This is a genomic window from Acetobacter okinawensis JCM 25146 (assembly GCF_000613865.1).
GTDB lineage: Bacteria > Pseudomonadota > Alphaproteobacteria > Acetobacterales > Acetobacteraceae > Acetobacter > Acetobacter okinawensis.
In genome coordinates, this window is sequence record NZ_BAJU01000005.1 from 1 (window position 1) to 18,693 (window position 18,693).

The 18,693-nt window shown below is 62.0% G+C and carries 16 protein-coding genes and 2 pseudogenes; 11 read left to right on the forward strand and 7 right to left on the reverse strand.

What is annotated here, in order from left to right; translation table 11 throughout:
• Window positions 1-188: 188 nt before the first annotated feature.
• Together JCM25146_RS17030 and JCM25146_RS03900 are read right to left on the reverse strand one after the other, a co-directional pair.
• Window positions 189-1,063, reverse strand: a pseudogene (locus JCM25146_RS17030) (NAD(P)-dependent oxidoreductase).
• A gap of 98 nt (window positions 1,064-1,161) precedes the next feature.
• On the reverse strand, window positions 1,162-2,601 hold the full coding sequence (locus JCM25146_RS03900) for a SulP family inorganic anion transporter (protein WP_408734906.1): 1,440 nt from the start codon (window positions 2,599-2,601) through the stop codon (window positions 1,162-1,164).
• A 179-nt stretch (window positions 2,602-2,780) separates the two neighbouring features.
• Here JCM25146_RS03900 and lpxB point away from each other — a divergent pair, with 179 nt between their 5' ends.
• Complete coding sequence (gene lpxB / locus JCM25146_RS03905) at window positions 2,781-3,971, forward strand: lipid-A-disaccharide synthase (protein WP_025826031.1); 1,191 nt, start codon at window positions 2,781-2,783, stop codon at window positions 3,969-3,971.
• Here the strand turns inward: lpxB and hisI are convergent.
• The 3 genes from hisI to JCM25146_RS03920 form a co-directional block, all read right to left on the reverse strand.
• A complete protein-coding gene (gene hisI / locus JCM25146_RS03910; RefSeq protein WP_025826033.1) occupies window positions 3,968-4,387 on the reverse strand; it encodes a phosphoribosyl-AMP cyclohydrolase in 420 nt (139 codons plus the stop codon). The genes lpxB and hisI overlap by 4 nt on opposite strands.
• A 3-nt stretch (window positions 4,388-4,390) precedes the next feature.
• Window positions 4,391-5,257 (reverse strand): CAF17-like 4Fe-4S cluster assembly/insertion protein YgfZ, encoded by an 867-nt coding sequence (ygfZ, locus tag JCM25146_RS03915; protein ID WP_025826035.1) that lies wholly within the window; start codon window positions 5,255-5,257, stop codon window positions 4,391-4,393.
• A 103-nt stretch (window positions 5,258-5,360) separates the two neighbouring features.
• Complete coding sequence (locus tag JCM25146_RS03920) at window positions 5,361-6,275, reverse strand: glycosyltransferase family 9 protein (protein WP_025826037.1); 915 nt, start codon at window positions 6,273-6,275, stop codon at window positions 5,361-5,363.
• Between the two features lie 163 nt (window positions 6,276-6,438).
• Between JCM25146_RS03920 and JCM25146_RS03925 the strand changes: the two genes are divergently transcribed.
• The 7 genes and pseudogenes from JCM25146_RS03925 (at window position 6,439) to JCM25146_RS23385 (ending at window position 13,121) form a co-directional block, all read left to right on the forward strand.
• Complete coding sequence (locus JCM25146_RS03925) at window positions 6,439-6,828, forward strand: hypothetical protein (RefSeq protein ID WP_025826039.1); 390 nt, start codon at window positions 6,439-6,441, stop codon at window positions 6,826-6,828.
• Between the two features lie 158 nt (window positions 6,829-6,986).
• On the forward strand, window positions 6,987-7,682 hold the full coding sequence (locus JCM25146_RS03930) for a tetratricopeptide repeat protein (protein ID WP_025826041.1): 696 nt from the start codon (window positions 6,987-6,989) through the stop codon (window positions 7,680-7,682).
• A 4-nt stretch (window positions 7,683-7,686) separates the two neighbouring features.
• Window positions 7,687-9,079, forward strand: a pseudogene (locus JCM25146_RS17035) (PQQ-binding-like beta-propeller repeat protein).
• Window positions 9,072-10,508: a ribosome biogenesis GTPase Der gene (der, locus tag JCM25146_RS03940; protein ID WP_051544001.1), complete on the forward strand. Its 1,437-nt coding sequence runs from the start codon at window positions 9,072-9,074 to the stop codon at window positions 10,506-10,508. Before JCM25146_RS17035 ends, der begins: the two are co-directional and overlap by 8 nt.
• A gap of 108 nt (window positions 10,509-10,616) precedes the next feature.
• The gene (locus tag JCM25146_RS03945; protein ID WP_025826045.1) at window positions 10,617-12,011 is read left to right on the forward strand and encodes an MFS transporter; all 1,395 of its coding nucleotides are present in this window, start codon (window positions 10,617-10,619) and stop codon (window positions 12,009-12,011) included.
• A gap of 19 nt (window positions 12,012-12,030) precedes the next feature.
• Window positions 12,031-12,807 (forward strand): glycosyltransferase, encoded by a 777-nt coding sequence (locus tag JCM25146_RS17040; RefSeq protein ID WP_242400906.1) that lies wholly within the window; start codon window positions 12,031-12,033, stop codon window positions 12,805-12,807.
• Complete coding sequence (locus tag JCM25146_RS23385) at window positions 12,738-13,121, forward strand: glycosyltransferase (RefSeq protein ID WP_242400907.1); 384 nt, start codon at window positions 12,738-12,740, stop codon at window positions 13,119-13,121. The genes JCM25146_RS17040 and JCM25146_RS23385 overlap by 70 nt, the downstream gene beginning before the upstream one ends.
• On the opposite strand, the gene JCM25146_RS03955 is transcribed toward JCM25146_RS23385, so the two are convergent.
• Both JCM25146_RS03955 and JCM25146_RS03960 read right to left on the reverse strand, forming a co-directional pair.
• Window positions 13,122-14,552 (reverse strand): glutamate--cysteine ligase, encoded by a 1,431-nt coding sequence (locus JCM25146_RS03955; protein ID WP_025826047.1) that lies wholly within the window; start codon window positions 14,550-14,552, stop codon window positions 13,122-13,124. It abuts the gene before it with no gap.
• Window positions 14,553-14,613: 61 nt separating this feature from the next.
• Window positions 14,614-15,387 (reverse strand): 16S rRNA (uracil(1498)-N(3))-methyltransferase, encoded by a 774-nt coding sequence (locus JCM25146_RS03960; protein WP_408734904.1) that lies wholly within the window; start codon window positions 15,385-15,387, stop codon window positions 14,614-14,616.
• A gap of 169 nt (window positions 15,388-15,556) precedes the next feature.
• On the opposite strand from JCM25146_RS03960, the gene ubiA reads away from it, so the two are divergent.
• The 3 genes from ubiA (at window position 15,557) to JCM25146_RS03975 (ending at window position 18,685) form a co-directional block, all read left to right on the forward strand.
• Window positions 15,557-16,474 (forward strand): 4-hydroxybenzoate octaprenyltransferase, encoded by a 918-nt coding sequence (gene ubiA / locus JCM25146_RS03965; protein ID WP_025826051.1) that lies wholly within the window; start codon window positions 15,557-15,559, stop codon window positions 16,472-16,474.
• A gap of 58 nt (window positions 16,475-16,532) precedes the next feature.
• Window positions 16,533-17,201 (forward strand): LolA family protein, encoded by a 669-nt coding sequence (locus JCM25146_RS03970; protein WP_025826053.1) that lies wholly within the window; start codon window positions 16,533-16,535, stop codon window positions 17,199-17,201.
• Window positions 17,202-17,341: 140 nt separating this feature from the next.
• The gene (locus JCM25146_RS03975) at window positions 17,342-18,685 is read left to right on the forward strand and encodes a replication-associated recombination protein A (protein WP_025826054.1); all 1,344 of its coding nucleotides are present in this window, start codon (window positions 17,342-17,344) and stop codon (window positions 18,683-18,685) included.
• Window positions 18,686-18,693 lie beyond the last annotated feature (8 nt).

The window sequence follows — 18,693 nt, forward strand, 5'->3', positions numbered from 1 at the left end:
CTGGTCAGGGCTGCCCCAGCCCAGCGGCTTGCAGCCCTGCCTGCTGTACTGGCGCGGCGGGACCTGCTGCGTGGGAGCACACAGGCCGCCCAACCCAGAGGGCTCGGCGACAGGGCAAGGGTCATGTGCCACGGGCTGATGGCCCTGCGCGCCTTTGAGCGGGGCTGAACCGTACGAAGGGCCAGCCCTTACGGATCATTGGCGACAATGTTTTCCATCACCCGATCAGGGCTGAATAATCGGCATCTGCTGCGGCGCGGCGGGTCAGGGAGAGCTGTTGTGTGACGGCCGCCATGGTGGGGGTGGGGACTGCCAGACGCGCACAGGCATCCATAAGCAGGCGCATATCCTTTTGCATCAGCCGGGTGGGGAACTGGGGCGAAAAATCACCCGCTTTGGCCATTTTGATTTTGCGCTTGTGGTGGGGGGAGATCACGGCCATTTCGTCCAGTGCGTCAAACAGCATGGAGCGGTCCAGCTCTGCGGCCAGCCCATAGGCAATGCCCTCGGCCACAGCAGCCAGCCCAGCCCCCATAATGCCGTTGATCACCAGCTTGAGCCGCGCGCCAGAGCCTGCGGGACCGGCATGGATGGTCAGGCGGCCAATGGCGTCAAACACGGGTTTGGCGCGGGCCATCTCTTCCTCACTACCGCCTGCGAGCACAACCAGATTGGCGCTGTCTGCCTCGGGTGTGCTGCCTGATACGGGACAGTCCACAACGCTGATCTTCTGCTTTTCACCCGCATCAAGCAGCGTTTGTGCGGCTTCGGGGGAGATGGAGCTTGTATTCAGCAGCAGTCCACCTTCTGGCATGCCAGCAAGTGCGCCCTGTGGTCCATACATGCTGGCGGACAGGGCCGCGTCATCCGGAACGCAGACAAGAACAATATCTGCCGTTTTGGCTACATCCGCAGGGCTGGGTAAAAAGGCGGTATGTTCGTCCCCTCCTTTGCCGGATGGTGTGTAGGCTACGGTCGCAAATCCGGCTTTTTTCAGGTTAATGGCCATGCGGCTGGCCATTGCACCAAAACCGATAAAACCGATTGTCTTTGCTGTGCTCATGGTTCCGGAATCTCCTAATCTGTTTTTGCAACGTAATGAATAGAATGCCCGATGCTATGGCAAGGTTAAGACCGTTTTTTTTTGCAGGCCTTGCCCGCTCAGGCCAGCAGGCCGGGGTGGTCAAGCGTTGCCAGCAGTTTTGCCGCGCGGGCATCTGCATTGATGATGCTGACGGTTTTTCGGCGTTTTTCAAGCCGTGTCACGGTTTTTTCAAGAGTGCTGGCCGCGCTGATGTCCCACAGATGGGCGTCGGCCAGATCAATCACCACGTGTGTGGCCGGGGCCTGAAAATCCACGCTATCTGTCAGCACACTGGTTGAGGCAAAAAAGAGCTGGCCATGCACGCCATAGGTGCGGGTGGTGCCATCGGGTGCGTCCTGCGTGCTGACCTGCACCAGCGCCATGACCTGAAACGAGAAGAACAGCCCGTTGAGCAGCACGCCACAGGCCACACCTGCCGCCAGATCATGCGTGAGCACCACCACAACAACGGTTGCCAGCATGACCGTGGAGGCCAGCTTGGGGTGGCGCACGACCTCGCGCACGGAGGACCAAGAGAACGTGCTGATGGAAACCATAATCATAATAGCCACAAGGGCTGCCACAGGTACCTGTGCCACAAAGCGGTGCAGGACCACCAAAAGCAACAGCAGAAAGGCCCCAGCCGTAAAGGTGGACAGCCGCCCACGCCCGCCATAGCGCAGGTTGCCAACGGTCTGGCCGATCATGCCGCAGCCTGCCATGCCGCCAAACAGGCCGACAAGAATGTTGGAAATGCCAAGCCCCGTGCACTCCATGCGCTTGTTGGAGTGGGTGTCTGTCAGCTCATCCACAACTGCTGCGGTCATGAGTGATTCCAGCAGGCCGACCATGGCCATGGCGAAAGCGTAAGGCAGTACAATCTGCAGGGTGTTCCATGTCAGGGGGAGGTGGGGCAGGCTCAGGCTTGGCAGGCCGGTGGGCAGTGCGCCAAGGTCAGCCACAACATGGATGGGCATGGGTATGGCCAAGCTGACCCCCGTCAGCACCACAATGCAGATCAGGGGGGAGGGAATGGCCGTGGTCAGGCGTGGCAGCAGGTAGACAATAGCCAGCCCAAGGGCGATCAGGGCGTAGGTGTGCCATGTGACGTGCAGCATCTGTGGAATCTGGGCAGAAAAAATCAGGATAGCCAGCGCGTTGACAAACCCCGTCTCCACCTCGCGCGAGACAAAGCGCATCATGCTCTGGAGCCGCAGCAGGCCAAACAGGACCTGAAAAGCCCCCGCCAGCAGGGTAGCCAGCAGCAGGTATTGCAACCCGTGCCCATGCACCAGATCTGCCGCAACCAGTGCAACCGAACCCGCCGCCCCCGAGATCATGCCCGGCCTGCCCCCGGTTATGGCAATGGCAATGCTGATGACAAACGAGGCAAAAAGCCCCACTTCTGGTGCGACTCCCGCAGCGTAGGAAAAAGCAATGACTTCGGGAATAAGGGCAAAGGTGCCGACCATGCCGGCCAGAACGTTGCGGACGGGCTGTTCCGTCCACTCACGCATATACTGCTGAACACTCACGAGGCGGACAATATCCTGTATGATGGGGTTAAGGGTCTGGTGCTCCACGCATAAACCGGACTTTTTATGGGCGGAAAGGTTTTTCTTTTCGCATCACGGGTTGCGCATCCCTTCCTTGGCCGGAATGGTGGTGCGGGCGTTGTGTTCTAGGTGCACGGATTATGGTTGGTCTTTCTCCCTCATCCCCCCTGATATGGATACTGGCCGGAGAGGCGAGTGGAGACGTGCTGGGCGCGCGTCTTATGCTTGCCCTGCGTGCGCGTAACCCGCATATCCGCTTTGCGGGGGTGGGTGGCCCGCGCATGGTGGAGGTGGGGTTTGAGAGCCTCTTTCCCATGCGTGACCTTGCGGTCATGGGACTGGTGGAAATTCTACCGCGTGTGCGCCAGCTTGCACGCAGGCTCGATCAGGCGGTGGAGGATATTGCAGCCCACAAGCCCGATCTGGTCATAACCATAGACAGCCCCGGTTTTGCCCTGCGCCTGTTACGGCGGATTGCGGGCATGGGGGTTTTGCGGGTGCATTATGTGGCGCCGCAGGTCTGGGCATGGCGGCAGAAGCGTGTGCGCAAATTCCCCGGACTGTGGGATGAACTGCTGTGCCTGCTGCCGTTTGAGGAAAAGTTTTTTGGCGCACATGGGCTAAAAACCCGCTTTGTGGGCCACCCGGTCCTGCAATCCGGTGCGCAGGAGGGGGATGCAGCCCGGTTCAGGGCGTGCCACGGGGTGGCGGAGGGTGCTCGTGTGCTGGTGCTTATGCCCGGCAGCCGCCGCTCGGAGGTGCCGCGACTGCTGCCGGTGTTCGGGCGTATGCTGGCCCTGCTGCGCGCCAGTATGCCCGATGTGGTGCCGGTTGTGCCTGTCTCCCCCGTGGTGGCGGCTACTGTGGAGCGGGCGGTACAGGACTGGCCTGTTCGCCCGGTTATTGTGACCGATGTGCAGGACAAGCACGATGCGTTTGCCGCAGCGGGGGCTGCCTTGACCAAGTCGGGCACCTCCACGCTGGAGCTGGCGCTGGCGGGCGTACCCATGGCCGTGACCTACAGGGTTAATCCGATTACGGCGTTTATGGCGCGCAGGCTTATCCGTGTGCCTTATGTGGCCATGGTCAACCTGCTGGCCGGGCGCAAGGTTGTTCCTGAATTATTGCAAGAAAACTGCGCACCAGACGTGCTGGCGCGTGAAGTGCGCAGACTGTTTGATAACCCCGCAGCAGCACAGGCCCAGCGCACGGCCTTTGCTTCGGTCCTGCATGGGCTGGAAGGGCCGGGGGGTGTTTTGCCAGCAGATGCTGCGGCCAGTGCCGTGCTGGACCTGCTGGCAGCGCAGGGGAGCGTTCGGCCCGCTCCCTAGCCGCGGGTGTGATAGAGTTTGGCGGGGTCAATTTCGGGCTTTGTCAGTTCAACAAGGCCGGTGGGGGTAAAGGCGCGGTAAAAACAGCTCCTGCGACCGGTGTGGCAGGCAACGCCAATCTGCTCGACCAGCAGCAGAACGGCATCGGCATCGCAATCCAGCCGGGCTTCCTTCAGGTGCTGGATCTGGCCGGATGTTTCGCCCTTGCGCCAGAGTTTTTTGCGGCTGCGTGAATAGTAACAGACACGCCCGTTTTCCAGTGTTTCCCGCAGGGCCTCGGCGTTCATCCATGCAATCATCAGCACTTCGCCCGTGTCGTGCTGCTGGGCAATGGCGGCAATCAGGCCGGAGGCGTCGTATTTGACCGTGCTGAGCATGGCATCAAGCGTTGCGGCGTCGGGGGCGGTGTAGGTCATTGTTCAGTCCGGTGTGGTGGTGGGTTCTGGTGGGGTGCCAAGGGCAGGTAGCAGCCACGCGGGTGGGCGGGCAACCACGTTATGGCCAAGGCATGTCAGGGTTTTGTCTGCCATGTCCACCTTGAGCAGCGCCAGCCCGATATGATCGCGCGAGGAGCGCAGGAGGCCAACCTCCTGCGTGCCGTGCAGAATGGGCGTGCCGGGCGCGGGGAGTGGTGCCGTGCTGGCAATGGGCACAAGGCGGCGTTTGAGCAGGGTGCGGTAGTGCATGCGGGCCGTGACTTCCTGCCCCATGTAACATCCCTTTTTCCATGCAATGCCACCGAGCAGGTCCATGTTGGCCTCTGCGGCCAGTGTGCGGCCGGGCTCGCAGTCCTGCACACCGTCGGGCAGGCCAAGGGCCAGCCTGTGCAGGTCATAGTCGAGTTCGGTTGCATTCTGCTCGGTGCCGGGGGGCGGGTCTATCAACCGCCATCCGGCATTGGGTAGTCTGGGGTCTGCAACGCATATGGCGTTTTCAAGCACTGCGGCGTCTGGCCTGTTGCCCCATGCGGCATAGGTGGAGAGCGCGGTCAGTTCCATCTGCACATCCGAACGCAGCCTGAAGCGCATGAGCTGCGTCCGCAGGGCTTCGGCCTGCTCGGTCGCGCAGTCCAGTAGCAGGCAGGTGTCATCGGGGTCGGGAATGGCAAAAAAATCTGCCTGCCAGCGGCCCTGTGGGGTCAGGCATGCAGCCCATACCGCCTGACCGGGCTGTACGCTGGCAATATCCGCCGTGACCAGTCCCTGAAGGAACTTTACGCGGTCCGCGCCGGAAAGTTTGATGATGGTCCGGCCGTCTAGCCGGGTGATATGGGATGGGGCTGGCATGGACATAGTATGGTTTTCCTTGTGAGCGCGGCGCTGGCTGCACGAACAGGCCATAATGGCAAACCCTAGACCGGAGTGTGCATGGGGGCCAGAGGGTCCGTGTTCACGCCTGTGTCTGGCGCAGGAGTGCGAGCGCCGCATTGGCCACGCATTCAACGCTTAGTCCGGCAATGGGGGCCTGGCCTTCCGGCCCCGGTGCCTCTACCCAACGTGTCAGCGCCCCTGTGGGTGCATATTCCGATGCGCGGGACGGGCCAAACAGCCCCAGCGTGGGGGTGCCTGCTGCGGCAGCCAGATGCATCAGCCCGGAATCATTGCCAATATAGAGTGCGCAGCTTGCCAGCATGGCGGCGGTCTGGGTCAGGCTAAATCGGCCCCCGGCATCCACGGCATCGGGCAGAGCATGGAGCACGGGCTGGGCCAGTTCGGCCTCCTGCGTGCCAGGACCATAGAATATCGCTGCTCTGGCGTTGGGGTAGTCTGCGGTTATCCGTTGCCACAGCGGCAGGTAATTCTCTGTAGGCCAGACCTTGCCGTGCCAGTTGGCCGTAGGGCCAAGGGCTATGACCGGAGCGCCGGGGGAGGGGGCTGGAATGGTCTGTTCTGCGGTAAGCCTGTCCGCGTCATTCAGCCAGACCGTAGGGTGCGGAGCGGGGGACAGGCCAAGCAGTGCACCCAGATGGCCAACCCGGCGGCCGGGCCTGCGTCCGCCACGCATGACAAACCGCCGCCCCGAGCGCAGGACAAAACTGATGACCGAGCCGCGCAGGTCCACGGTCATGTCCCATCGGGTGGGCACGCAGGCTTTCCACAGGTCCAGCCAGTGCAGGTCATAAGGGCGCTTGCGCATGACCAGAACACGCTCGAGTCCGGGCATATGGCTGAACAGCCCGGCGGCAACCGGCCCGCAGGCAACGGTTATGCGCGCATCGGGCCATTGCTGGATCAGGGTGTTGAGAATGCCGGTGGAGATTACCGCATCCCCCAGACGTGTAGCCGTAATGAAAAGAATGCGCATGCCCACAGGCTATACTGTCTCTTTGTGTCTTTTCCAAGCGAGGCAGATATGGACTTTTGCGCCGCGTATGCCAGAAGATGAGCCGTTGCGGTGCAAGGCGCATGGACGCATGGAGCGGGGCGGCACCTTGGTTCGCTGTTCAGGCAGTAAGGGTATTTTGGCAATGGTGCGGAAAGGTTTTTTGCTGGCTTCCATCGGGGGGCTGTTAGCTGTGGTTGTGTGTGCGCCTGCCCACGCGGCGGAGCGGTCCTGGCTGCCGGCATCCTGCGGTACGGAGCCCACAGCCCCGGCAGTTGATGTGTCCAGCGTGGAAAAATATAATGCCAGCGTGGACAAGGTCAGCGCGTACGAAAAAGCGGCCCGCACCTACAATGCCTGCGTGTCCAAAACTGCCCTGAAGGATGAAACCGCGATCAGCAATGAAGCGCGGGAAAAAATTGCGTATATTCATGAAGGCAGCACAGCCGTGCAGCAGCGTATTGGTGCCAATTTTACGCAGTTGACAACCGCGCTTAAGGCCGGGGGGGCAAAGCTGCAAAAAGCAGCCCATTAAATCGTATTTTGGGGCTTTGAGTGCTGCCTGTTGGCCCGCAAGGCGGTATAACAGGCACGCAACAGACACGCTGCGCCTTGTATGATGCGTCCGGCTGGGGCAGATATGCCATAATAACGGACAGGCATGCATTGGCAGGAACAGGAACGGGCCGGATCGTGGCAGAGGATATTTACCGGGAAGTTGACGAAGAGCTCAAGGCTGAACGCATGCGTGCGGTGGCCCGGCGTTATGCCGGTGTGGCCGTTGCGGCTGTGGTGGTCGTTGTGGCTGGCGCGGGCCTGTGGTCATGGCAACTGGCGCGGCACAAGGCTCAGGATCAGGTAGCAACAGGCACATATTTGGCCGCGTTGCGCCAGACCGACCATCTGCCAGATCAGGTCGGGGGTGCCACGGTCCCCCTGACAGGCAAGGCGCTGAGTGGTCTGGATTCTTTACAGGCTCTGGTTGCCTCGGGTGATCGGGGTGTTGCCACACTGGCCCGTATGCAAGAAGCTGCGGTGCAGGCTGCGCGGGGCGATGCAAAAGCCGCTCTGGCAGCGTGGAATGCCGTGCAGGATGACCCCGCAGCAGACCCCGCCTTGCGGCACATTGCCACTTTGCTGTGGTGCCAGCACCAGCTTGATACGGGTGATATTCCCACCCTGCGTTCACGCCTGTCCCTGCTGAGCGGGCAGGGTGGAGCATGGAACGGCCTTGCGCAGGAGGCACTGGCTGTGCTGGACGTGCGTGAAGGGCATGCGGACGAAGCCCGCAAAAAACTGTCTGCTCTTGTGGACTCGGCCGAAACACCCGCAGGGGTACGCAACAGGGCGCAGGGCATGATGCAGGCGCTTGATCCGTCAGCAGGATAAAACCATGAGCAGCAACACACATACTGGCGCCGCCCCCCTGTCCGGCATGACCCGCAGGAGCCTGCTGGCCGGTGCCGCTCTGGCCCCCACGCTGGCCGCCTGCGGTGATGACGACGACAAAAAACCCCTTCTGGCCGGGCATCGTACCGATGTGCTGTCTTCGGGCGCGGGGCTTATGGTGGACAAGGAAGACCATACGCTCATAACCCTGCCTGCCCCGATTACGGTCTCCGAATGGCCGATCAGTGGCCGGGTGCCTGCCCATACAGGGAGCAACTACGCGTGGGGCGGGCTTAAACGGCGCTGGAAGCACAGCATTGGCGCTGGTATTTCCGAGCCTGACCTTATGGCATGGGCGGCCCTTGGCTCGCTTGGGCGGGGTATGCTGGCCTGCGTGCCTGTCGTGCATAACGGGCGACTGTTTGTGCTGGACGCACAGGGCGTGGTGCGGGCCTTTACGTGGCCTGCCATGCGGCATGTATGGACCTTTAACCCCCGGCCAAAAAAATCCCACTCCAGCAACACCGGCGGCGGCATCGGGGTGGATGGGGACGTGCTGTATATTGTGGATGGCATTTCGCAGGCCATTGCCGTTTATGCCGCAACAGGCAAGGTCAAATGGCGGACCGATGTGGGCACCCCCGGCCGCTCCGCCCCGACCATTGCTGAAGGCCGCGTCTATTTTGGCACCATTGATGAGCGGTTCTTTGCGCTCGATGCGGCGACTGGCCGCCAGATATGGACATATGCGGCCACTGCGGCTGAAACCACGGTGTTTGGTCAGGCGGCGCCCGCCTATGCCAACGGTGTTGTGGTGGCAGGCTTTGGTGGGGGGGACCTGATTGCCTTCCGTGCCGAAAGTGGTGAGGTCGTGTGGAGCGAAATGCTCGGCAATGTTGGCGCACAGGCCAGCACCCTTAACCTGAACTGCGTACGCGGCCTGCCAGTTATTGTGGGAAGCGTGGTCTATGCCATCAGCATGGCGCAGGTGCTGGCCGCGGTGGATATCCGTACCGGCCGCCGTGTGTGGGAGCGCTCCGTTGCCAGTCAGGACAGCATCCTGTGTGTGGGGGATTGGCTGTATATTGTCTCCCTCGACCAGCAGGTCGCCTGTATTGACCGTCTTTCGGGCCATGTGCGCTGGATTACCCAGCTCCGCCGCTTCCGCAAGATCAAGGAAAGCAAGGACATTGTCACATGGTTCGGGCCCATTATGGCGGCTGGCCAGATTGTGTGCCTGAGCACCCTGCCAGAAAACGATGGTGCGTATCAACCCGCAGACCGGCGCAATTATTTCTATTGATGCCATGGAGGCGGTCTCCTTCGTGCCTCCCATTGTTGTGGACAACCAGATGCTTATCGTAACAAATGACGGAAACCTGATCTCCTATGGTTGAACGTCGCAAGTCCATGCGCCCCCTCCCGCCCATACCAACGGGGGACCTTCCGGTTGTTGTTATTGCCGGTCGCCCGAATGTGGGTAAATCCACCCTGTTCAACCGTCTGGTCGGGCGTAGGCAGGCACTGGTGGCCGATACGCCCGGTGTAACCCGTGACCGCAAGGAGGGGGTTGCCCTTGTGCGTGGTCGCCACATCCGGCTGATTGACACGGCAGGGCTGGAAGAAGCCGCCCCCGACAGTCTGTTTGGCCGCATGCGCGCTTCCTCCGAAAGTGCGGTGCAGGAAGCCGACCTTATCCTGTTCTGTATTGATGCACGTGCCGGTGTGACCCCAACGGATGAGCATTTTGCCCAGTGGGTCCGCCGCCAGAACCGCCCTGTGCTGCTGATTGCCAACAAGGCGGAGGGGCGGCAGGGCACTGCTGCTGCGCTGGAGGCTTACAGGCTTGGTCTGGGGGACCCGCTCGGCCTGTCCGCCGAGCATGGTGATGGCGTGACCGACCTGATGTGGGAAATTGCCGAGCGTCTGCCTGCCGACAAGCTCGGTCCCGAGGAAGAGGAGGACGAATGGGCCCCCGAACCGGAACTGACGGATGAGGAGGAAGTCCGCCCGACCGGTCCGCTCAAGGTTGCCATTGTCGGTCGCCCCAACGCGGGCAAGTCCACGCTGCTGAACACCCTTTTGGGTGAAGAACGTATGATTACCGGCCCCGAGCCCGGCCTTACGCGCGATTCCATTGCCGTAACGCTCCATGACGGGGACGATACGTTTGAAATTGTTGATACGGCTGGCCTGCGCAAAAAGGCTCGTATTGACGAAGCTCTGGAAAAAATGTCGGTCTCCGCTTCGATCGAGGCGCTCAAAATGGCGGAAGTCGCCGTGCTGGTGCTGGATGCAACACTGGGTGTGCATGAGCAGGACCTCCAGATTGCGCGCCTGATCGAGCGTGAAGGGCGTGCCTGCGTACTCGCGCTGAACAAGTGGGACGCGGTGGAAGACCGCACAGCCACGCGCAAGGCCATTCTGGACAGGTTGAGCATCTCGCTTGCCCAGATGCGGGGTGTGCCGGTTGTCACTTTCTCGGCTCTGACCGGCTCTGCCGTGCAAAAGCTGCTCCCCGCCGTGCGGGAAGCATGGACCGTGTGGAACGCCCGTGTCCCCACCGGCGCGCTGAACCGCTGGTTTGAGGAAATGCTTGAACGCCACCAGCCGCCTCTGGTCGATGGCAGGCGGCTCAAGCTGCGTTACATGACGCAGGTCAAGTCCCGCCCACCAACCTTTGTGGTGTTTGGCACACGTGCCGAGCAGATGCCTGATGACTACAAGCGGTATCTGGTCAATGGCCTGCGTGAGGCGTTTGACCTGCCGGGCGTGCCCATTCGCCTGCAAACGCGTGGCACCAAAAACCCGTATGCGAACACCTGACCCCAACAGGTCAGGATTTGCACAAAAGGGCGTCTGCTGCGGCTTTGTCATGGGCTGGCAGGTCTGCCGCAGGCAGTATGGCGCCCCAACAAGGAGCCAGAGCCGAGCATGACGCCCCCGCAGCCACAGCCCCCGACCCGCCAGCCAGCCCAGCCCAATGGTCTGCATGGCCCGGCCAGAAACTGGGCCATGCTGGCGGTATCGCTCTCGGTTTTTCTGGCGCTGCTGGACTACGCCATTGCCAATGTGGCCCTGCCCGACATTGCGCGTGACCTCAGGGCCTCGTCCTCCTCGTCCATATGGATTGTCAATGCGTATCAGATGGCCAGTCTGGTTTCGCTGCTGCCACTGGCGGCCCTTGGGAGCCGGGTAGGGTTTGCGCGGCTGTGCCGGGCGGGGATTCTGCTCTTTATGGTGGCATCACTCCTGTGTGCCACGGCTACCAGCCTGCCCGTGCTTGCTGGAGCGCGGGTGTTGCAGGGCATTGGTGGCGCCTGCATCATGAGTGTGAACATCGCTCTGGTGCGGTTTATCTACCCGCAGGCGGAAATCGGGCGCGGCATGGCGCTGAATGGTCTGGTCGTGGCGTTAGGCGTAGCACTTGGGCCAACGGCTGCTGCGGGTATTCTTACCTTTGCCTCATGGCCGTGGCTGTTCTGGATCAATCTGCCTTTGGGGGCGGTCGCACTTGGCATGGCGTTTTATGCCCTGCCTAACACGCCCCGTGCTGCCCATATGCCCGACATAACAGGCAGCGTGCTGTGCGTGGTGGCTTTTGGAGCCTGCGTTATGGGTGGGGATGGTCTGGCCCATGCCCAGAACTGGGTGAGCGCACTGCTCCTGCTGGCCTGTGGGCTTATGGCGGGCGCGTGGCTGGTGCGGCGTGAGGCGCATCTGGCGCAGCCCATTATGCCGGTGGACCTTTTGCGGCGGCCCGATTTTGCGGTGGCGTTCCTGACCGGGTTCTGCGGTTTTGTTGCTTCCAATTTCTACATCGTGTCCATGCCCTTTACCTTGCATGACGCATTGGGCCTTAGCTCGGCCCAGACCGGGCTGCTCATTACGCCGTGGCCTATTGGCATTATCCTTTCCGCCCCGGTTATCCGCCGGGTGGCGGACCGGATTTCGGCCGGGGTTCTGTCTTCCATTGGGCTGGGGCTGACGGCTTCGGGCTTTTTTCTGCTTTGGCAGCTGCCAGCCCACCCTGCATTGTGGGATATTGCATGGCGTACCGCTCTTGCTGGGTGGGGGTTTGGGTGTTTTCAGCCCCCCAACAACAGAGCGATGATGGTTGCCGCCCCCCTGCACAGGGCTGGTGGGGCCAGTGGCATGGTACAGGTGGCCCGTCAGGCCGGGCAGACGGTGGGGGCCATGGGTGTGGCCGCCTTTTTTACCTTCTGGGCCAGTGGCGCTAACCGTGAGTGCCTGTTGGTGGCGGGGTGTGTTGCCCTGTTTGCAGCACTGCTGAGTGCCAGCCGCCTGCTGGTGGGGCGGGCGGCATAGTGTGCTGGAGTAATCAAGGATGAAAACATGCCTTGTTTACCGTGACAGGATTTTGCCTGCTTCCGAGCATGCGTTCATGCGCAGGCAGTATATGGCCTTCAGCCGTCTCAAACCCTTCTGGGTTGGCTGTCACCGCGACAACCCTCCGGCTGATCTGACCAGCACCATGCGTATTATTGGTGAGGGGCATGTGCTGGGTGGGTTGCAGCGGCTGGTGTTCCGGCAGATGGGGTGGGGCGCAGGGTCTGCCGTGGCTGATCTGGCACCTGTTGTGGTGCATGCCCAGTTTGGCCGGGGTGGCGCTTTGGCGCTCCCCATTGCCCAGCAACTGGGGTTGCCGCTGGTTGTAACGTTCCATGGTGGGGACGCTTTTAAGGAGCGGCATTACACCAGTAGTTTTCCTCCCCCCATTTTTCAGCGCCGGTGGCAGGCGCTGGTGGCGTATAGCTCCGTGTTTATTTGTGTCTCTGATGGGGTGCGGGATAAGCTGGCTGAGCGTGGTGTGCCAGACCATAAGCTGGACGTGCTCAACATTGGTACGGAAGATGTGCCCCCAGCGCGTGGACCATTCGACCGGCTGGTGTTTGCCGGGCGGTTTGTGGAAAAAAAAGGTCTGCCCGTTCTGCTGGACGCCCTGCGTCTTCTGGCGGCACAGGGGCTGACCCCACAGGTGGTTCTGGCGGGGGATGGCCCATGCGTGCGGCCATGGAGCAGTCTGCGGAGGGTTTGGAGCATGTCCGTTTTACCGGCTGGCTGGCAGCCGCGCAGCTACGTCAGCAGCTTGAGCATGCCATAGCCCTTGTTGTGCCGAGCGTGCGCGCAGCAGGGGGCGACCAGGAAGGGTTGCCCAGTGTGGCGGCGGAGGCTTTGATGTGCGGTGTGCCAGTTGTGGCTTCGGCGGAGGCCGGGCTGGATGACGCCATGCTGGATGGTGGGGGCATGGTGGTGCCTGCGGGGAATGCGCAGGCACTGGCCGATGCCCTTGCCCATGTGCTGCACACGGGGGTGCGTGCAGGTATGGGGCAGGCGGCGCGCAGGGTTGCGCGCGAGCGGCTTAGGGCGTCTGTCCAGTCCGTAAGGCTGGAGCAGCGCCTTTTGTCCGTGCTGTAATCAGATTTCGCTTTCAAGGAAAATGCGCGAGGCATCGCCCATCCACGGGCCGTAATAGCGCTCCAGCCAGTGTTCGGCCTGTGTGGGCGCACCTGCGGCAAGGGCGGTCAGGGGGGCAAGGTATACCCATTCGCTCGTCTGACTCTGCTCGTCCACCATATCGCGGTTTTGCAGGCCGTCCATGGAGATGGAGAGCATATGGGCCGCCAGATCGCGCACCGTGCCTTCCCCCCATGGTGTGTCCAGCCCCATCATGGGGACAAGCTCGCGCAGTTTGACGTAGTCTTCCCACGGGTGGGCGCGCACCAGTTCCCATGCGGCCTCAAGGGCTGCATCATCATACAGCAGGCCGGTCCACAGGGCGGGCAGGGCCATCATCATTTCGGGTGATCCGGCATCGGCCCCGCGCATTTCCAGGAACTGCTTGAGCCGCACATCGGGGAAGGCGGTTGTCAGGTGGTCCTCAAAATCGCCCAGCGTGGGGGTTACGTCCTCCAGCCCGTCCTGACGTTCCCCGTTCATCCATGCGCGGAAGGAGCGGCCCGCTACATTACGCATCCGGCCTTCACGCATGATGAAGTACATGGGAACGTCCAGCGCCCACTCCACGTAGCGTTCAAAGCCAAAGTCCTTTTCAAACACGCAGGGCGGCATGCCGGAGCGGGCGTTGTCCGTATCGGTCCAGACCCGTGCGCGGTTGGAGAGGAAGTTATTGGGTTTGCCCTCCACAAAGGGGGAGTTGGCAAACAGGGCCGTGGCTACAGGTTGCAGCGCCATGGAGACCTGCATCTTGCGCACCATGTCCTGCTCGGAGCCGAAGTCCAGATTGACCTGCACGGTACAGGTGCGCTGCATCATGTCCAGCCCCATGGTGCCAACTTTGGGCATGTAGTCACGCATAATGCCGTAGCGGGTTTTGGGCATCCATGGCTGTGCGGCACGGGTGGCGGTGGGGTGGAAGCCCAGAGGGGCAAAGCCTAGCCCGAGTTTGCGCGCCAGCGGGCGTACGGAATCAAAATGGTTGCTCAGCTCTTCCGCCGTGTCATGCAGGGTGCGCAGCGGTGCGCCCGAGAGTTCGAACTGCCCTGCAGGTTCGAGCGATATGGCGGCCCCGGCTGCTTCCCCCTGACCTTTAAGCCCGATGATGTTCCCCTCATCCAGCACGGAGGTCCAGTCATCGGGTTCGGATTTATGGAGGTTACGGAGCAGGGTTTCAATGCCCTGTGGGGCATAGGGCGGGGTGGCGTAGGCCGCGCCACCTGCCTGCGGGGCGTTGTCGCCCGCTATGGCTTCGGGGCGGATAAAGCCGAATTTTTCGTGTTCTGTGCCTATGCGCCACGCATCACGCGGTTTGCAGCCCTGTGCCAGCACGTCGACAAGCTGTGCAATGGAATGGATGGGCGTTGTGTCTGAGGCGCCGGGGTTGGACATGAGGTTTTCTGTATCCCAAAAAACAGCCTTGCGGTCGTGGGGCAAGACAGGAGCAATTGCCTTATTGTGATGAAACGGTGGCAGAGCGCAAGCCATTGCCCAGCAGGGCCAGCCCCGCCACCACGGCTGTATCGGCCCGCAACACCAGCGAACCAAGGGAAAACGGGGCAACAAAGGGGCGCTGGAGCAGGGTCTGGCATTCGGCCTCACTCAGCCCACCTTCCGGCCCGATCAGGAGTCCGTCGCCTGCGCGTACCTGCGGGGGCGTGTGGGTGGGTTCCGCCGTGCGCTCGCCCAGCCGCTCAATGGCGGCAAACAGGGTGCTGCTCTGCGGCCACTGCCCCAGCAGGGTGGGCAGGGTCTGCACCGGGGCTATGGTGGGTATGTCCAGCCGCTCGCATTGTTCGGCGGCTTCCACCGCTATGGCGTGCAGCCGTTCGGGGTTGACGCGGTGCGTGTTGGTGCGCTCGCTCACAAGAGGGAGAAACGTGCTGACCCCCAGCTCCGTACCCATGCGGATGACCAGATCAGTAGCATCGCGCTTGAGCAGGGCAAAGGCCAGTTGCAGCGGCGGGCAGGGCTGGGGCGGGCGGATCTGGCGCTCAAGGGCCAGACTGCCCCGGTCTTTGCGAATGTCGGCAATGCTGGCCAGCCACTCGCCCATACCTGCGTGGAAGACGCGCACCTGATCGCCTGCTTTCCTGCGCAGGACGGTGCCAAGGTAGCGGGCCTGCTCGGGCGGGATCGGGCAGGTTGCACCTGCATTTGGCACCGGCACAAGGGCTGGGTCCACATACAGGCGGGGGAGGCGGGAGAGGCCATTCATGCCGGTCATTTATCCTGCATCTGCTCACGTAACGGAAGAACAGGCCCGGTTTACGCACGAAACACCCGGTTTTGCAAAGGCAGGCGTGGTGGGGAGGTTATGGCGCGCGCCGGTTTGTGGCATAGGGGGCTGCGCACCATGGTGTGTGTTGTCCCTGACCAGAGGCTTTATCAGAATCGTGTCTGCTTCCCCCAGCCATACCGACATCCGGGTTACGGGATGGATCGCCCGCCTTCCTCCTTCCCTGCAAGGCTATGCATTGCTGGCGCGGCTGGACCGGCCTGTGGGGACGTGGCTTTTGTGGCTCCCCGGCATGTGGGGTATTCTGTTGCCACAGGGGGTTGCTCCCATGGAGCGGCTGCGCCTGATTGCCCTGTTTGGCATTGGTAGTCTGGTCATGCGCTCTGCTGGCTGTGTTGTGAATGACATGTGGGACCGTGATATTGACCGCCAGGTCGCGCGCACGGCGGGGCGGCCACTGGCCTCCGGGGCGTTGAGCATGGGGCAGGCTGCGGGCTTTTTGCTCCTGCTGTTGGCCATGGGGCTGGGCGTGCTGGTGCAGCTTAATGCCCTGTCGTGGGTGCTGGGTGTGTCTTCTCTGGTGCTTGTGGGTCTTTACCCGCTGGCCAAACGGTTTACGTGGTGGCCGCAGCTTGTCATGGGGTTTACCTTCGGTTTTGGTGCTCCCATGGGGTATGCGGCTGCGGCAGGGCAACTGGCATGGGCGCAGGCTGCCCTTTATGCTGCCACGATTGTCTGGCAGCTTGGGTTTGATACGATCTACGGCTTTCAGGACATGGAAGATGACGCGCGGATAGGCGTTAAATCCACATCGCGCCTTATGGCAGGGCGGGCACGCTCCTTTATAGGAGTGTGTTACGGGCTGACGGTTGTGCTGCTGGCAGGTGCTGGCCTGCTGGTCGGGGCTGGTGTGCTGTTCTGGCCCGCTCTGTTGCTGCCCGCTATTTTGTTCTGGCGGCAGGTGGTGGCGGTTAACCCGGCCAAACCGGCTTTGTGTCTTGCGCAGTTCCGGGCCAACCGCGAAATCGGGCTGACTATTGCGCTGGCGCTTGCACTTGGGTTGCTGGCTGTTTGATGTTGTTGCGTTTTTTGCTGGCACCAAGGGCTGGCAGTCAAGGTGAGATGCCACGATCATGAAGACTATTTTCCGCGCGGTTGCGCCGTTGTGCGCCAGTCTGGCCCTGTTTGCAGGGGTTGCCCATGCACAGGATGCGGGTGGGGCAGAGGGGCAGGGCCTTGCGGCATCTGCTGTTGTACCTGCACGTCTTTCCACCTCCGATCGGGCATGGGTGGCCAAAATCGAGCAGGCACTCAACCGTTCGCTCACGTTTGAGGCGCATATTCAGCAGATAGATGCCGAGGGCAAACGCACAACCGGCACGGTCTGGATGAAGCGCCCCGGACAGATGCGCCTTGCTTATGACCCGCCATCGCCTCTGCTGTTGGTTGCCAGTCAGGGCAAGGTCGTGTTCCGCGATAATCAGCTGGACCAGACTTCGGTCATTCCCATGGACCGCACACCGCTTGGGCTGCTGCTGGCCCAGCATGTCAGCCTGTCCGATGGGGTGGTCGTGACTGCGTTCCGCCACGAAGGCGGGCTGGTTGCGGTCAAGCTGGTGCGGACCGCCCAGCCGGGGGATGGCAGCCTGACGCTGGTTTTTTATGAAAACCCGCTGGCCCTGCGGTCATGGAGCGTGGTGGACGCACAGGGGCGCGAGACCCGCGTGACCCTGTCGGACGTGCATCCGGGAGCAGACATTCCCGCAAGCCTGTTTGACCTACCTGCTCAGCCGGAAGACTGACGTTTGGGTGCAGGCGTGGCCGAGTCTGCTGCAAACAGACCCACTGGAAAAACAGGGGCCGCATGGCGATATAAAGGCCAGCATGATGGATTGGGGGATAGTGGGGGGATGAACGCCATGACCACACGGCACAGAAGAGTATGACGGGGGAGGACCTGTTTGGCGCTGCACCGCCACCGCAGGAGGATACTCCCGCGCGTGCCGGTGGCAGACCCACCCCGACCCAGCCGCTGGCGGACCGCCTGCGCCCGGCCTGTCTGGCTGATGTGGTGGGGCAGGGGCACCTGCTGGGGCCGGAGGGCACACTGACCCTTATGCTTGAGCGCGGCACTCTGCCCAGCCTGATCCTGTGGGGTGGGCCGGGGGTCGGCAAGACCACCATTGCCCGCCTGCTGGCACAGGCGGCTGGGTTGCGGTTCATGCAGATTTCGGCCGTGTTTTCGGGTGTTGCGGACCTTAAAAAAGCGTTCGATGCGGCGCGCAAGCTCGCTCAGGGCGGGATTGGCACGCTTTTGTTTGTGGATGAGATCCACCGCTTCAACCGCGCGCAGCAGGACGGTTTTCTGCCCGTGGTGGAGGATGGCACCGTTGTGCTGGTGGGAGCCACGACAGAAAACCCCTCCTTTGCACTCAACTCGGCTTTGCTCTCACGCTGTCAGGTCATGGTGCTGAACCGGCTGGATGACCCAGCGCTTGAGGCCCTGCTTGTGCGCGCGGAGGAGGAGACAGGCCACCCCCTGCCCCTTACGGAGGACGGCCGCGCCACCCTGCGCGCCATGGCGGATGGGGATGGTCGCTACCTGCTGAATATGGTGGAGCAGGTGCTGAGCCTGAAGAACACAAAACCGCTGGATGCGCAGGCGCTGGCCCGGTTGCTGGCCAAAAGGGCCATTCTGTATGACCGGGACCGCGAGGAGCATTACAACCTTATTTCCGCCCTGCACAAATCACTCCGCGGGTCGGACCCTGATGCAGCCCTGTACTGGTTTGCCCGTATGCTCGAAGGTGGGGAGGACCCGCGTTATCTGGCCCGCAGGCTGACCCGGTTTGCAACCGAGGATGTGGGGATGGCCGACCCTAACGCGCTCCCGCTGGCCGTGGCTGCGTGGGAGACGTACGAGCGGCTGGGCTCCCCCGAGGGTGAACTGGCTCTGGCCCAGCTTGTGGTGCACCTTGCCACTGCCCCCAAATCCAATGCGGCTTATAAGGCGTATGGCGCAGCGCGGCGTGCGGCCAAGGCGACGGGCAGCCTTATTCCCCCCGCGCATATTCTCAACGCCCCCACCAGGCTGATGCAGGATATTGGCTACGGCAAGGGGTATGAATACGACCACGATGCGGAGGAAGGCTTCTCGGGGCAGAATTATTTCCCCGATGGTATGCGCCGCCAGACCTTTTATAATCCAACAGGTAGAGGCTACGAACGGGAGGTTAAACACAGGCTGGAAACATGGTCCCGCTTGCGGGAACGGCGCCAGTCGTGAATATCAGC